The following is a 15828-nucleotide window of genomic DNA, read 5'->3' as shown; positions in this document are numbered from 1 at the left end:
GATGGCAGAACCACAAAGCTGGTGTCCACTGACCCGGACGCCCCGCGCTGCGAAGTTGCCCGGCCCGTCGAGCGTCCTAAATGGCGTGAGGTGCGCCTAACCGATACCGGAGAGAGAATGCGGCCGAAAGACTATCACCGCTCTGTCTTCTATGAATGTATTGAGCCTGGAAAGGTTGTCCAATGAACCAGGAAATCACCAACAACCCGTTCAACCCGCTGACGCCCCCGAAGGTTTTCGACGAGATCAAGGTCTCGCTGGCGTCACCCGAGCGGATCCTGTCTTGGTCCTATGGCGAGATCAAGAAGCCCGAAACCATCAACTACCGGACGTTCAAGCCCGAGCGTGACGGTCTGTTCTGCGCGCGTATCTTTGGCCCGATCAAAGACTACGAATGCCTGTGTGGCAAATATAAGCGGATGAAGTATCGCGGCGTTGTCTGCGAGAAATGCGGTGTGGAAGTCACCCTGCAAAAAGTCCGCCGCGAGCGTATGGGCCACATCGAACTGGCCGCGCCTGTTGCACACATCTGGTTCCTGAAATCGCTGCCGTCCCGCATCGGTCTGATGCTGGACATGACGCTGCGCGATCTGGAACGCGTTCTGTACTTTGAAAACTACGTCGTCATCGAGCCCGGTCTGACCGACCTGACCTATGGCCAGATGCTGACCGAAGAAGAGTACATGGACGCGCAGGATGCCTATGGCATGGACGCGTTCACCGCGAATATCGGTGCCGAAGCCATTCGTGAGATGCTGGCCCAGATCGATCTGGAAGCCGAAGCCGAGCAGCTGCGCGCTGATCTGGCCGAAGCAACCGGCGAGCTGAAGCCCAAGAAGATCATCAAGCGTCTGAAGGTAGTTGAGTCCTTCCTCGAGTCGGGCAACCGGCCTGAGTGGATGGTTATGACCGTGATCCCGGTCATTCCGCCGGAACTGCGTCCGCTGGTTCCGCTGGATGGTGGCCGTTTCGCGACTTCGGATCTGAACGATCTGTATCGCCGCGTCATCAACCGGAACAACCGTCTGAAGCGTCTGATCGAACTGCGCGCGCCTGACATCATCGTCCGCAACGAAAAGCGGATGCTGCAGGAATCCGTGGATGCGCTATTCGACAACGGCCGCCGTGGCCGCGTGATCACCGGCGCCAACAAGCGTCCGCTGAAATCGCTGTCGGACATGCTGAAAGGTAAGCAGGGTCGTTTCCGTCAGAACCTTCTGGGGAAACGCGTCGACTTCTCGGGCCGTTCGGTCATCGTGACCGGTCCGGAACTCAAGCTGCACCAGTGTGGTCTGCCGAAGAAGATGGCGCTGGAACTGTTCAAGCCGTTCATCTATTCGCGCCTTGAAGCCAAGGGTCTGTCTTCGACCGTGAAACAGGCGAAGAAACTGGTCGAGAAAGAGCGTCCCGAAGTGTGGGATATCCTCGACGAGGTGATCCGCGAACACCCTGTCATGCTGAACCGTGCGCCAACGCTGCACCGTTTGGGCATTCAGGCGTTCGAGCCGGTTCTGATCGAAGGTAAAGCCATCCAGCTGCACCCGTTGGTCTGTTCGGCCTTTAACGCCGACTTCGACGGTGACCAGATGGCCGTTCACGTTCCGCTGAGCCTTGAGGCCCAGCTGGAAGCCCGTGTTCTGATGATGTCGACGAACAACGTTCTGTCGCCTGCAAACGGCGCGCCGATCATCGTTCCGTCGCAGGATATGATCCTGGGTCTCTACTATGTGACCCTGGAACGCGAAGGCATGCCGGGCGAAGGCAAGGTGTTCGGTTCGATCGACGAAGTTCAGCACGCGCTGGATTCCGGCGAAGTGCACCTGCACACCAAGATCACCGCACGGATCACGCAGATCGACGAAGAAGGCAACGAAGTTCAGAAGCGTTACGAGACCACTCCGGGCCGTCTGCGTCTGGGTGCCTTGCTGCCGATGAACAACAAGGCACCGTTCGAACTGGTCAACCGCTTGCTGCGGAAGAAAGAAGTGCAGCAGGTCATCGACACCGTCTATCGCTACTGCGGTCAGAAAGAGTCGGTTATCTTCTGTGACCAGATCATGTCGATGGGCTTCAAAGAGGCGTTCAAGGCGGGCATCTCGTTCGGCAAAGACGACATGGTTATTCCGGATGACAAATGGGGCATCGTTGATGACACCCGCGGTCAGGTGAAGGACTTTGAACAGCAGTACATGGACGGCCTGATCACTCAGGGCGAAAAGTACAACAAAGTCGTCGATGCCTGGTCGAAGTGTAACGACCGTGTTACTGAGGCGATGATGAGCACCATCTCATCATCGGATCGGGCCGCGGATGGCTCCGAACAGGAACCGAACTCGGTCTACATGATGGCCCACTCGGGTGCGCGTGGCTCGGTCACTCAGATGAAACAGCTGGGCGGTATGCGCGGCCTGATGGCCAAGCCGAACGGTGACATCATCGAGACGCCGATCATCTCGAACTTCAAGGAAGGCCTGACCGTTCTCGAGTACTTCAACTCGACCCACGGTGCCCGTAAGGGTCTGTCGGATACCGCTCTGAAGACGGCGAATTCGGGTTACCTGACCCGTCGTCTGGTGGACGTCGCACAGGACTGCATCGTTCGTGAGATCGACTGTGGCACCGAGCGTGCGATCACGGCCGAAGCTGCCGTCAACGACGGTGAGGTTGTTGCCTCGCTGGCCGAACGTGTGCTGGGCCGCGTCTCTGCCGATGACGTTCTGCGTCCGGGCACGGACGAGGTTCTGGTCGCTGCAGGCCAGCTGATCGACGAACGTATGGCTGACATGATTGACGAGGCCGCCGTTGCGTCGATGCGCATCCGTTCGCCTCTGACCTGTGAGTCTGAGGAAGGGGTCTGTGCCACCTGTTACGGTCGTGACCTTGCACGCGGTACCATGGTTAACACGGGTGAGGCAGTCGGCATCATCGCCGCCCAGTCCATCGGTGAACCCGGTACGCAGCTGACGATGCGGACCTTCCACATCGGTGGTGTTGCGCAAGGTGGTCAGCAGTCGTTCCAGGAAGCCAGCCAGGACGGTGTTGTTTCCTTCGAGAACCCGCAGATTCTGGTCAACTCGGCAGGCGAAAGTCTGGTGATGGGTCGGAACATGAAGCTGGTGATCAAGGACGAGCACGGCGAAGAGCGTGCCAGCCACAAGCTGGGCTATGGCTCCAAGCTGTTCGTCAAGGACGGCACCAAGGTGGCCCGCGGCGATAAGCTGTTCGAATGGGATCCCTACACCCTGCCGATCATCGCCGAGAAAGCCGGTACCGCGAAATATGTCGACCTTGTTTCGGGCCTTGCTGTCCGCGACGAGACTGACGAAGCAACCGGCATGACCCAGAAGATCGTGGTCGACTGGCGCGCCGCCCCCAAAGGCAGCGACCTGAAGCCCGAGATCATTCTGGTCGGTGAAGATGGCGAGCCGGTCCGCAACGATGCGGGCAACCCGGTTCACTATCCGATGTCGGTGGACGCGATCCTGTCGGTCGAAGACGGCCAGCAGATCGAAGCCGGTGACGTTGTCGCGCGTATCCCGCGTGAAGGCGCCAAGACCAAGGACATCACCGGTGGTCTGCCGCGGGTGGCCGAACTGTTCGAAGCCCGTCGTCCGAAAGATCACGCGATCATCGCAGAAGCCGATGGTTACGTGCGCTTTGGTCGCGACTACAAGAACAAGCGCCGCATCAGCATCGAACCGGCTGACGAGTCCATGGAGACCATCGAATACATGGTACCCAAGGGCAAGCACATCCCGGTCGCCGAAGGGGACTTCATCCAGAAGGGTGAATACCTGATGGACGGTAACCCGGCACCGCATGACATCCTGTCCATCATGGGTGTCGAAGCGCTGGCGGATTACATGATCGACGAGGTGCAGGACGTGTATCGTCTGCAGGGCGTGAAGATCAACGACAAGCACATCGAGGTCATCGTGCGCCAGATGCTGCAGAAGTGGGAGATCCTGGATTCTGGCGACACCACCCTGCTGAAAGGCGAACATGTCGACAAGCAGGAGTTCGACGCGGCCAACGAGAAGACGATCTCTCGTGGTGGCCGTCCGGCACAGGGTGAGCCGATCCTTCTGGGGATCACCAAAGCCTCGCTGCAGACGCGTTCGTTCATCTCGGCGGCGTCGTTCCAGGAAACCACCCGCGTGCTGACCGAAGCGTCGGTACAGGGCAAGAAGGACAAGCTGGTCGGCCTGAAAGAGAACGTCATCGTTGGCCGCCTGATCCCCGCCGGTACCGGTGGTGCGACACAGGCCGTGCGTCAGGTTGCCCAGTCGCGCGACAACGTCGTGATCGAAGCCCGCCGCGAAGAGGCCGAAGCGGCCGCTGCCCTGGCTGCGCCGATGATGGACGACGACATGGTCGGCGACGAACTGGACGTTCTGGTGGAAACCCCGGAAAGCCGCGAGTAAGTTTCGTCACAAGCAAAAAGAGGCCCCGCGATAGATATCGCGGGGCCTCTTTTTATTGGACTAGTCAATAACTGCTTCGAGCCCAAAGCGGATATACGCGCAATAAATAAAGCACTCGACTGTATCGAAATCTCAAATCAAAAAGGTGTTTTAGCGTGATTTGCGTGTGAGTGTTGAGGTTTCATCAATTTTTGCAGTTCGACGACGCGCAATCTCCTGTCGAATTATGCCTATGTGCAAACGTGCATCATATGCTCCCTGGCGATATGCGAGCGGCAGATTCAGATTTGCAAGGGCCGTGTCCACTTCTTCGATATCTTTGGCGACCTCTTCTACCTCAGTTGAGGTCTGTGCTTTGCTGAGTTCCTCCTCAAGCGCCGCGATGCGCTGATAAAAACGCCAGACCCGGCGCTTTTGAAACCACACGTAGCTGGACGGGACGATCCGCAGGAACGGTACTAAGAACAACAAAGGCAACAGCAATAACAGTACGCTACCAAACTGCGCTGCGATCCAATATGGCAAGACGCCATGCAAAAAGTTTGGCCCAGAGGTTATGAGTTCTGTGGCAATTTTGTTTAGTGGTACAGGTGGTGAAGCTGTGTTTGGATACTCGCGCGCGCTTTGCAAAATATTAGGTTCGCTATGAATGCTCTTTGCTGCATTCACTAACCTATCGGTTACTGCAGGGTGCAGATCGGATGCGGAGATAAGTGAAGCCCTCAATGCTAAGATCTTAACATCCTCTGGTGGTCTCGGAGGGTCTAACGTGATTGACCCTGCCGGTACAGTTACCGAATTCGCTCCTGAAAGCTTCAATGTAAGGGCATCGACCAAAGCCATAGGGACGAAAATGATTTCTGGATCAAAAATTGCGTCCATAAGGTAAGGTGCATCGAGTGGAGCGACAAACAACGCTGCATCCGCTTCGTTGGCAAACAACGCCTCTATTGCATCATTGCCTCCGGCATCGACGAGGTTTATGCCGACATTTTGCAACTCGGCGGCCTCAATTAGCGCTAAAGCGGCGGCGCGAGTACCGGACGCCTTGGTTCCTGCAGCTAAGCGAATGTCTCCCCATTCTCCTGCATTGGCCCCGACTGGACTAGACTTTCCGCGGAACACCACCATCGGTTCAAGAAAAATGGCGCCCAAAGACTGTAAGTTTTCGTCCTGAGGTATTTCCAGACCACCTTGAACAAATGCGGCATCCACTTCGCCAGAAACAAGTTTCTGAATGTTCTCAACGGACCCCTCGGTTTCAACTAAAATTACCTGAATACCGTCGCGCGCAAGTTCTGCTTTGTAGAGTTGTCCAACTTGCCAATATCCGCCTCCGCTTATGCCAGCAGCAAGCTTAATACTGTTGGGCGGTTTCAAGCCAAAGATCAGAAAAACAAGCAAACCGATAAACATAATCGGAAAGAGAATGAAAAGAACTAAGCGCATTTATTCTCACATTCAGATGATCGTAATCATTTATTCGTTCTCATTTGATAGCAATCTTTTTGCCAACGAGAAACCGATCAAAGTGAGTAGCACTCGAAAGTTCGAGTTCTTCTGTTCAAGTATCCCTGAATATTTTGTGGGTAGCGCAAAGAACCAAGAGCACTTGAACGAGGTTGAAATCAAAAACTGGCCGCCGCAGCAACAGTTTATCCTATGATAAACTCGAAGTTTAGTTTTGTCTTTGTCGTCGGCAATGTCCGCGTCTTGCTCATTGCCTGACAGAACTTCGCCGCGCCCGGTATGAATGACCGCTCTTCACGCTGCTTCGCCGCGCCGCCGATGACGCGCTCGCGGCAATATCTGTGCTGCGAGCGCACGCAGCACGAAACCGCGATGACCGGGTTGGGCTCGCACCGGACCTTCTCTGCGACAAGCTCGAATTGTTAGAATGAACCCAAATCGGACATTCTGATGCCGCGAAAACCAGACGCTACTGAGTGCAACTAGATGAATGTGACATCAGTTGGAAATACCAACAGCGCTGTGTTGTTAAGATCGTCACGTCATTCAAATAGCCCGAAAATTAGACGTTTCCTCTGAAGGTATCATCAAACCGAGTTCGAATAACTTGAAAACTCTGAATTGATCGTCAAACTTCTCGAATGAGTGAATATTTTGATGAAATGCTCAACGGCGATGGATCACTCAGAGGTCCATATGAAGAGATCGGCCGTTGGTTCAATGCTGAAGACGTATCACGGTTGAGGGCCAAACAGCGCGAAGCCGAAAAAGTTTTTAGGCTGACGGGCATCACTTTTAACGTCTACGGCAAAGCCGAAGCTGAGGAACGGTTGATACCGTTTGATATCCTGCCGCGAGTCATTTCTGCGCGAGAGTGGCAGCGGCTGGAACGCGGTATCGAACAACGGGTGCGGGCAATCAACGCATTTCTCCATGACATATACCACCGTCAGGAAATTGTCCGCGCCGGTCGTGTGCCGTCTGAGTTGGTAGCCGGAAACGAAGCGTTCCTGCCGCAGATGCTTGGCGTGTCCCCACCCGGTCAGGTTTATACGCATATTGTTGGTGTCGATTTAGTGCGAACCGGACCGGACGAGTTTTTCGTGCTGGAAGACAATGCGCGCACTCCGTCCGGAGTAAGTTATATGCTCGAAAACCGGGAAACGATGCTGAAGATGTTTCCCGAACTGTTCAGCGCCACAAATGTTCGCAATGTTTCCGACTATCCGCGCAATTTAAGGCGGTCTCTCGCGGCCAGCGCTCCAGCTTGCGCGGACGGAGAACCCACTGTAGCTGTATTGACTCCGGGCATCTATAATTCGGCCTATTATGAACATGCATTCCTTGCAGATCAGATGGCGGTGGAACTGGTCGAAGGGCACGACCTGCGGGTTGTCGACGGGCGCGTTTGCATGCGTACTACCCGTGGCTACAAGCCTATCGATGTTTTGTATCGCAGGGTCGATGACGACTTCCTGGATCCTCTGAATTTCAACCCTGACAGCGCCCTAGGTGTTCCTGGCATTCTGGATGTCTACCGCGCAGGGGGTATCACTATTGCTAACGCGCCGGGAACAGGCATCGCGGATGACAAGGCAATCTACTCGTACATGCCTGAGATCATTGAATTCTACACGGGTGAAAAGCCCCTGCTTAAAAATGTACCCACCTGGCGTTGCAGCGATCCGGAGTCTCTGTCCTATGTGCTGGATAACCTGTCCGACCTTGTGGTTAAGGAAGTACATGGGTCAGGCGGCTACGGCATGTTGATTGGCCCCACGGCCAGCAAGAAAGAAATTTCGGCTTTCCGCGACAAGCTCAAATCGCGGCCAGCGAACTATATTGCTCAGCCGACGCTGGCACTCTCGACGGTTCCAATCTTCGCGCGCTCGGGCCTTGCCCCCAGACATGTTGATTTGCGGCCGTTCGTTTTAGTTTCTCCCGAAGGGATCAAGATTACACCTGGCGGCCTGACCCGCGTAGCGATGAAGAAAGGGTCATTGGTCGTGAACTCAAGTCAGGGCGGTGGGACCAAAGACACTTGGGTTCTGGAGGATTGACCATGCTGGGAAAAACTGCCGGTGGGTTGTTCTGGATGTCCCGTTACCTGGAGCGAGCGGAAAACACGGCCAGGCTGCTTGAAACGGGTCAGCGGATGGCGTTGACCCGTACCAAGAACTCTGCCGAGGAATGGGGCTCGGTTCTGAAAACGGCTGGAGTTCTGAATGGGTACCACGCCAAGTACGATGACATTTCCAAAGACAATGCTGTCGATTGGGTGCTGCGCGACGCTGATAATTCATCCTCGATCAAGTCGGTCATCAAGCAAGCACGAGACAATGCGCGCCTTGTTCGAACCGCGCTGACCCATGATGTCTGGAGCGCCGTGAACTCCACTTGGATGCAGATTGATGAGGTTATGAAGCGTCGCGTGAATGAGCGGGATTTGCCTGCCACGCTGGAGCTTATTCGCCAACAGGCTGCTTTGGTCCGTGGCGCCACATTGGGAACCATGCTGCGCAATGACATTTTCGACTTCACTCGCATTGGTACGTTTGTCGAGCGGGCTGATAACACCGGGCGCATATTGGACGTGAAGTACTACGTTCTTCTGCCCACAGCCTTTTCAGTCGGTTCGTCACTGGACAACATCCAATGGGAAAGCATCCTCCGTTCCGTCGGTGCTGGTGGAGCGTATCGTATGACCCATGGGGAGAAAACACGGCCGTCTGATATTGCCCAGTTTCTGATCTTGGATCAGCGTATGCCTCGCAGCCTGCACTTTTGCTGCAGAAAGCTTCAGGAGAACTTGTCATACTTGAAGAAAGACTATGGCTTTGCCGGGCCTTCGTGCGAGGCCTCAAACGCTCTCTACGAGAAATACCTGGATCAGAAAATCTCGGATATCTTTGAACTTGGACTGCATGAGTACATTCAGGATTTTCTGACAGATCTCGGCAACTTAAGCCGTCAGATAGAAATCGATTATCGGTTCTACGAGTAGCCAATGAAACTGCACATTCGACACGAGACACGATACGATTACGACGCGCCAGTTCCCTTCGGGCTGCAGCAGCTGAGGAAGACACCAAAGTCATTCCGCAATCAGAACATTGTAAGTTGGAGTACCAAGATCTCCGGCGGGCGCAAAGAACTTACATTTGAAGACTACCACCGCAATACGGTGGAATTGATCAGTTTCGAACCAAATACCCAAAGCATCTCGTTGATCTCCGAAGGCGTTGTTGAGGTGGAAGACACACATGGCGTACTGGGGCGTCACGAAGGGTCGACACCATTGTGGCTATTTAAAAGAAGCACACCTCAGACAATGCCGGGGAAAGGGGTCGCCGATGTGGTAGGCGCGTTGCCAACAGGCGAACCACTTGAGCAGATGCATGCCCTGTCTGAAAGAATTCGAACACAGGTCGCGTACGAGGTTGGAAGTTCGCACCCGGGTTGGAGCGCAGAAGACGCTCTCAAAGCAGGGTGTGGCGTGTGTCAGGACCACGCGCATATTTTCATTACCTGCGCGCGGCAGATCGGAGTGCCGGCACGCTATGTATCGGGTTACCTGATGATGAACGAAACGGAACTACAGGACGCGACCCATGCCTGGGCCGAAGTGCATTTGGATGGGTTGGGGTGGGTCGGGTTTGACGTTTCAAACGGGATTTCACCTGACGATCGATACGTACGCGTCGCGACCGGTCTGGACTATTCCCAATCTGCACCAGTAATAGGGAACAGAATAGGGACAGCGGGCGAGCAATTGGCAGTGCAGTTGCAGGTCGCACAGCAGTAACGGAGAATTTGATGACCTACGCTGTGGGCATGCGGCTGAACCGCGGTCTGGTTTTTATGTCCGATACGCGCACGAATGCAGGCGTTGATAATGTTTCGACCTTCAACAAGATGTTCAATTGGACAGTCGAAGGCGATCGGTCGATCACTATCCTAGCGGCTGGAAACCTGGCGACGACCCAGGCCACGATAAGCCTTCTGGAAGAGCGTACGAAAGCGCCCGCAGATCGTTCGCCATCGATTTTAGAAGCGCCTACCATGTTTCAAGTTGCACAACTGGTCGCGGCTACGCTGAATGATGTCATCGAGGAGCATGCCCGGTCCGGTCAGCAAGCAGACAGCGCCTTTCACGCGACACTCATTCTTGGAGGCCAGATCAATGGCGGCCGGTCTCGCCTGTTTCTGATCTACCCCGAAGGTAACTTTATCGAAGCCGGAGACGACACCCCGTTCTTTCAGATTGGAGAGACGAAATACGGCCGCCCAATTCTGGTGCGCGCCTATGATCCGGAAATGAGCTTTCCGGAAACAGTAAAGCTCCTGCTTGTCAGTTTCGATTCAACAATCAAGGCTAATTTATCTGTCGGAGCGCCGCTTGACCTGCTTCTTTATGATGAGGACAGCCTTGACGGTGGTACGCGGTCTAGGTTCGAACCCGACGATCAGTACTTTCGCACTATTTCCGAAGGGTGGGGCGACGCGTTGAAATCAGCCTTATCCAGACTTCCAGAATACAACCCAGAGCGAAAACTAAACTGTTGAACTTCGGCTTAGTCCACACAGTGGTCATTCGTTCGACCAGAACGCACTGTGTTGCAGTGAACTGAGGCTTGGTCACGAGACCCGTATTTTTACGAACCCGGCGTACCCTTCTGGTGAGGTGACATCCCAGACAGCGACGGCACCAATGTTGCGGGTGTTTAAGGACTGGACGTGTTTGAAATGACCCCAAATGTGAAAGGCGCGTTGCTGATGATGGGTAGCATGGCCGCCTTTACGATCAATGATGCGCTGATCAAGGCCGCAGGGGCAGAGATTCCGCTGTTCCAGATGGTTGCCATGCGCGGCGTTCTGGCCACGGTTCTGGTGTATCTGCTCGCACGCCGTCTTGGGGCGCTGCATCTGAATTTTCCGCGCCATGACAAGTGGCTGGTTGCGGCGCGATGTCTGGCCGAGCTAGCAGCGACGTTTTTCTTCCTGACTGCGCTGCTGCATATGCCGCTGGCCAATGTGACGGCGGTACTGCAGGCCTTGCCGCTGACCGTGACCCTGGGTGCGGTGGTGTTCTTCGGTGAACAGATCGGATGGCGGCGGGTTCTGGCGATTGCGCTGGGGTTCCTTGGAATGCTGCTGATCGTACGGCCGGGTCCCGAGGGGTTCAGTATCTATGCCATTTACGCGTTGATCGCGGTTGTGTCGGTCACCATCCGAGATTTGATCACGCGGCGTATGTCGATCCATGTGCCCTCGCTGGCGGTCACATTGGCGACCTCGTTGACAGTTACCGTCGCGGCGGGATGCGCCTCTCTCGCTTCGGGCTGGCAGCCGGTTTCGCCGGGCGCGGGGTTGATGGTCGCTTGTGCTGCGGTGTTCGTGCTGACCGGTTACCTGTGCAGTGTCATGGTCATGCGCATCGGAGATGTCGGCTTTGTCGCGCCGTTCCGCTATTCCAGCCTGATCTGGGCACTTGCCTTGGGCTGGTTGGTGTTCGGCGACTGGCCGGACTCGGTTACATTGCTCGGGGCGGCATTGGTCGTGGGGGCCGGGTTGTTCACGCTTTTCCGCGAACGGCACTCTCACACCGCATAGTGAGCCTGCCGGACCGCATCCTGTTCGATAGCAAAGCGAGCGATGAATTCGCCCTCCTGCTCGGGCGTCAGCGGAGATAATTCCGTGGTGCTGTTGCGGGCATGGGGTGAATCGTTGAACTGGTTCAGCGTACGCACCCACATCGGCGCGTCCGGGTAGCTGATCACCGGCATGAAGTTCCCGATGCGGTGATGGGCGAAATTCATAATCGTCTGCTCACAGCCGCCGCGTACATGCATGGCGAATCCGACGCCCAACAGAGGCCGAAAAACTTGTGCCGCCCGAATGCCGCCCGGGCCGAAACGGGCAAGGAACCCCTGATTAAAGTCGATGGCGACGGTTTTATTGTTCGCCATCAAACCTTCGCCCTCAACCGCGGCAATGCGCAGGCGTTCAACGAAATCCACCGAAACGGCATCGTCATCGTCGTGGCGGAACTGCAGGCACGGCGCGCCGGGGTTGTCGCGCGCGGCGTTGAGGACCTCTTTCATCACTTTGCGGTGTCGGGCAGGCGCGCGGGCGATGATCCGGACCTGTTTCATGCCAGAAGTCAGATCGTGTAGTCTGTCAAAAGCAGGTTTCGGCAGGCAATCTCCGATCACGATCAGGAACTGGAACTCCTCATCGGTCTGTTCCTTGAAACAGGGCAGGGTGGTGGTCTCGAACAGGCGGAACCGCTCTTCCAGACGGGCCGGGTTGTAAAGGTACCGGCGGCGTTCCTCAATCGTGTCATGTTCGACCTGGAAACCCCCGTGGGCGGGGTAGGAAAAGCGGCAAAGGCCTATGACTTGCATGAATCATCCATGGTGCAGATCGTTGCACAGACTATGCCCGTGCACTGGGGAACCCGCAACGGGCGGTCGTGCTGGAAATCCTCGCAGGGCCCTGATAAATCTCAGCGGACCGGTCAGTTGATCCCCTGATCGTGTGTGCTGTTGACACCCGGGCCGACTCCCCCTATTACCCGCCACATCTCGGTACTGGGGGCCGCCCCATAACCGATTCCAGTAATGAACTGGTCAAGGCCCGGACAATTTTGCAGTTCGCGCCCTCTGATAACAAACCGCGACGTTCACCTCGGAATGGGAACGCTCGCGGATTTTGCGCTTGTGGACGCATGAGTGCAGCAAATTTAACCGCACGCAACCGCGTGCATGTCATGTGTGTTGCAAAACGGGGAAGAAACCGGAATGCCAACTATTCAACAGCTGATCCGCAAGCCGCGGCAGCCCAAAGTAAAACGCTCGAAGTCCATGCACCTGGAGCAGTGCCCGCAGAAGCGCGGCGTTTGCACCCGCGTGTACACCACCACGCCGAAGAAGCCGAACTCGGCTATGCGTAAGGTTGCCAAGGTGCGCCTGACCAACGGGTTCGAGGTCATCTCGTACATTCCCGGTGAAAGCCACAACCTGCAGGAACACTCGGTTGTTCTGATCCGTGGCGGCCGTGTAAAAGACCTTCCCGGTGTGCGTTACCACATCCTGCGCGGTGTTCTGGATACACAGGGCGTCAAAGACCGTAAGCAGCGTCGTTCGAAATACGGCGCGAAGCGTCCCAAGTAAGAAGGAGAGGCTGATATGTCACGTCGTCACGCCGCCGAAAAACGCGAAGTCCTGCCTGACGCCAAATTTGGCGACAAGGTACTGACCAAATTCATGAACAACCTGATGATCGACGGCAAAAAGTCGGTCGCAGAGCGCATCGTTTACAACGCGTTTGACCGCGTTGAGAACAAGATCAAGCGCGCTCCTGTCGAAGTGTTCCACGAAGCGCTCGACAACATCAAACCCTCTGTCGAGGTTCGCTCGCGCCGGGTTGGTGGTGCAACCTATCAGGTTCCGGTCGAAGTGCGCCCCGAGCGCCGCGAAGCACTGGCCATCCGCTGGCTGATCACTGCTGCGCGTGGCCGCAACGAAAACACCATGGAAGAACGCCTCGCCGGCGAGCTGCTGGACGCTGTACAGTCCCGTGGTACCGCCGTGAAGAAGCGTGAAGACACCCACAAGATGGCCGAGGCGAACAAAGCTTTCAGCCACTACCGTTGGTAATTCCAGAGGCTTATCAAAATGGCACGCGAATATACACTCAACCATTACCGTAACTTCGGTATCATGGCGCATATCGATGCAGGTAAAACCACCTGCTCGGAACGTATCCTGTATTACACTGGTAAATCCCACAACATCGGTGAGGTGCACGATGGTGCAGCCACCATGGACTGGATGGAGCAGGAGCAGGAACGCGGCATCACCATCACCTCGGCTGCGACAACCACCTTCTGGGAGCGCACCGAAGACGGTGTGACTGCTGACTCGCCCAAGCATCGCCTGAACATCATCGACACCCCCGGCCACGTTGACTTCACCATTGAAGTTGAACGTTCGCTGGCGGTTCTCGACGGTGCCGTTTGCGTTCTGGACGCTAACGCTGGTGTTGAGCCCCAAACCGAAACCGTGTGGCGTCAGGCTGACCGCTACAAGGTCCCGCGTATGGTGTTCGTCAACAAGATGGACAAGATCGGCGCTGACTTCTTCAACTGCGTTGCAATGATCGAAGACCGCACCGGTGCACGTGCTGTTCCGGTTGGTATTCCGATCGGCGCAGAAACCGAGTTGGAAGGTCTGATCGACCTGGTGACCATGGAAGAATGGCTGTGGCAGGGCGAAGACCTGGGCGCAAGCTGGGTTAAGGCACCGATCCGCGACAGCCTGAAAGACATGGCTGACGAATGGCGCGGTAAAATGATCGAAGCGGCCGTCGAAATGGACGACGATGCGATGATGGAATACCTGGAAGGCAACGAGCCCGACGTTCCAACTCTGCGCGCACTGCTGCGTAAAGGTACGCTGGAAATCGCGTTCGTTCCGGTTTTGGGTGGTTCGGCGTTTAAGAACAAAGGGGTTCAGCCACTGCTCAACGCTGTGATCGACTATCTGCCCAGCCCGCTGGACGTTGTTGATTACATGGGCTTCAAACCCGGCGACGAAGACGAAGTTCGTGACATCGCACGTCGTGCCGATGACGACATGGCCTTCTCCGGCCTGGCGTTCAAAATCATGAACGACCCGTTTGTTGGTTCGCTGACCTTCACCCGGATCTACTCGGGCACCATGAACAAGGGTGACTCGATCCTGAACTCGACCAAAGGTAAGAAAGAGCGCATCGGTCGTATGATGATGATGCACTCGAACAACCGGGAAGAGATCGAAGAAGCGTTTGCAGGCGACATCATCGCGCTGGCGGGTCTGAAAGACACCACCACCGGTGACACGCTGTGTGATGCGAAGGATCCGGTGGTTCTGGAAACCATGACCTTCCCCGATCCGGTGATCGAGATTGCGGTTGAGCCCAAAACCAAGGGCGACCAGGAGAAGATGTCCCAAGGTCTGGCTCGTCTGGCCGCCGAAGACCCGTCCTTCCGCGTGGAAACTGACCTGGAATCCGGTCAGACCATCATGAAGGGCATGGGCGAACTTCACCTGGACATCCTGGTTGACCGTCTGAAGCGCGAATTCAAAGTCGAGGCGAACATCGGTGCACCGCAGGTGGCATACCGTGAAACCATCTCGATGCCGGTTGAGCACACCTACACCCACAAGAAACAGTCGGGTGGTTCGGGTCAGTTCGCGGAAGTCAAGCTGGAGATCCAGCCGACCGAAGCTGGCGAAGGTTATTCGTTCGAAAGCCGCATCGTTGGTGGTGCCGTTCCGAAGGAATACATTCCCGGTGTTGAAAAAGGCATCAACTCGGTTATGGATAGCGGCCCGCTGGCTGGCTTCCCTGTGATCGACTTCAAGGTTGCCCTGCTGGACGGTAAGTTCCACGACGTTGACTCGAGCGTTCTGGCGTTCGAAATCGCATCGCGGATGTGTATGCGTGAAGGCATGCGCAAAGCCGGCGCGAAGCTGCTGGAACCGATCATGAAGGTCGAAGTGATCACCCCGGAAGAATACACCGGCGGTATCATCGGCGATCTGACCTCGCGTCGGGGCCAGGTGTCTGGACAAGAGCCGCGCGGCAACGCAATCGCGATCGACGCGTTTGTTCCGCTGGCGAATATGTTCGGCTACATCAACACCCTGCGTTCGATGTCGTCGGGCCGTGCCCAGTTCACCATGCAGTTCGACCACTACGATCCGGTTCCGCAGAATATCTCGGACGAGATTCAGGCGAAATACGCATAAGCGAAGATTTGAGGGAGCGCGGGTAACGCGCTCCCTTCATTACCGAAAAAGGAGGCCATCATGGCAAAGGAAAAGTTTGAGCGTAATAAGCCGCACGTCAACATCGGCACGATTGGCCACGTTGACCACGGCAAGAC

11 protein-coding genes are annotated in these 15828 nt (G+C 55.9%); 9 read left to right on the top strand and 2 right to left on the bottom strand.

Annotated features, from left to right (window positions below; all coding sequences use genetic code 11):
- Positions 1-182 precede the first annotated feature (182 nt).
- Positions 183-4424 (top strand): DNA-directed RNA polymerase subunit beta', encoded by a 4242-nt coding sequence (gene rpoC / locus AC2FEE_RS19845; RefSeq protein ID WP_496867059.1) that lies wholly within the window; start codon positions 183-185, stop codon positions 4422-4424.
- A gap of 150 nt (positions 4425-4574) precedes the next feature.
- Here the strand turns inward: rpoC and AC2FEE_RS19840 are convergent, their stop codons facing one another.
- The gene (locus AC2FEE_RS19840; RefSeq protein WP_496867058.1) at positions 4575-5873 is read right to left on the bottom strand and encodes a TAXI family TRAP transporter solute-binding subunit; all 1299 of its coding nucleotides are present in this window, start codon (positions 5871-5873) and stop codon (positions 4575-4577) included.
- 662 nt (positions 5874-6535) lie between these two features.
- On the opposite strand from AC2FEE_RS19840, the gene AC2FEE_RS19835 reads away from it, so the two are divergent.
- The 5 genes from AC2FEE_RS19835 to AC2FEE_RS19815 all read left to right on the top strand — a co-directional run bounded on the left by AC2FEE_RS19835 (position 6536) and on the right by AC2FEE_RS19815 (position 11507).
- Positions 6536-7954: a circularly permuted type 2 ATP-grasp protein gene (locus AC2FEE_RS19835; RefSeq protein ID WP_496867057.1), complete on the top strand. Its 1419-nt coding sequence runs from the start codon at positions 6536-6538 to the stop codon at positions 7952-7954.
- A gap of 2 nt (positions 7955-7956) precedes the next feature.
- Positions 7957-8898: an alpha-E domain-containing protein gene (locus AC2FEE_RS19830; RefSeq protein ID WP_496867056.1), complete on the top strand. Its 942-nt coding sequence runs from the start codon at positions 7957-7959 to the stop codon at positions 8896-8898.
- A 3-nt stretch (positions 8899-8901) separates the two neighbouring features.
- Positions 8902-9699, top strand: a complete 798-nt coding sequence (locus AC2FEE_RS19825) for a transglutaminase family protein (RefSeq protein WP_496867055.1) — start codon at positions 8902-8904, stop codon at positions 9697-9699.
- A gap of 11 nt (positions 9700-9710) precedes the next feature.
- A complete protein-coding gene (locus tag AC2FEE_RS19820; protein ID WP_496867054.1) occupies positions 9711-10460 on the top strand; it encodes a proteasome-type protease in 750 nt (249 codons plus the stop codon).
- A gap of 180 nt (positions 10461-10640) precedes the next feature.
- Entirely contained in the window at positions 10641-11507 is an 867-nt protein-coding gene (locus AC2FEE_RS19815) for a DMT family transporter (RefSeq protein ID WP_496867053.1), read from the top strand.
- Here AC2FEE_RS19815 and AC2FEE_RS19810 read toward each other — a convergent pair.
- Positions 11495-12301 (bottom strand): putative rhamnosyl transferase, encoded by an 807-nt coding sequence (locus AC2FEE_RS19810; protein ID WP_496867052.1) that lies wholly within the window; start codon positions 12299-12301, stop codon positions 11495-11497. The genes AC2FEE_RS19815 and AC2FEE_RS19810 overlap by 13 nt on opposite strands.
- A 396-nt stretch (positions 12302-12697) precedes the next feature.
- Here AC2FEE_RS19810 and rpsL point away from each other — a divergent pair, with 396 nt between their 5' ends.
- Genes rpsL through fusA form a run of 3 tightly spaced genes read left to right on the top strand, consistent with a single transcriptional unit; the run spans position 12698 to position 15691 of the window.
- The gene (rpsL, locus tag AC2FEE_RS19805; RefSeq protein ID WP_005621086.1) at positions 12698-13069 is read left to right on the top strand and encodes a 30S ribosomal protein S12; all 372 of its coding nucleotides are present in this window, start codon (positions 12698-12700) and stop codon (positions 13067-13069) included.
- Between the two features lie 15 nt (positions 13070-13084).
- Positions 13085-13555 (top strand): 30S ribosomal protein S7, encoded by a 471-nt coding sequence (gene rpsG / locus AC2FEE_RS19800; protein WP_039529242.1) that lies wholly within the window; start codon positions 13085-13087, stop codon positions 13553-13555.
- A gap of 18 nt (positions 13556-13573) precedes the next feature.
- Positions 13574-15691 (top strand): elongation factor G, encoded by a 2118-nt coding sequence (gene fusA / locus AC2FEE_RS19795; protein ID WP_496867051.1) that lies wholly within the window; start codon positions 13574-13576, stop codon positions 15689-15691.
- Positions 15692-15828 lie beyond the last annotated feature (137 nt).

This window comes from Ruegeria sp. YTSC199 (assembly GCF_059609725.1).
This window is presented reverse-complemented; position numbering and strand designations above follow the sequence as displayed.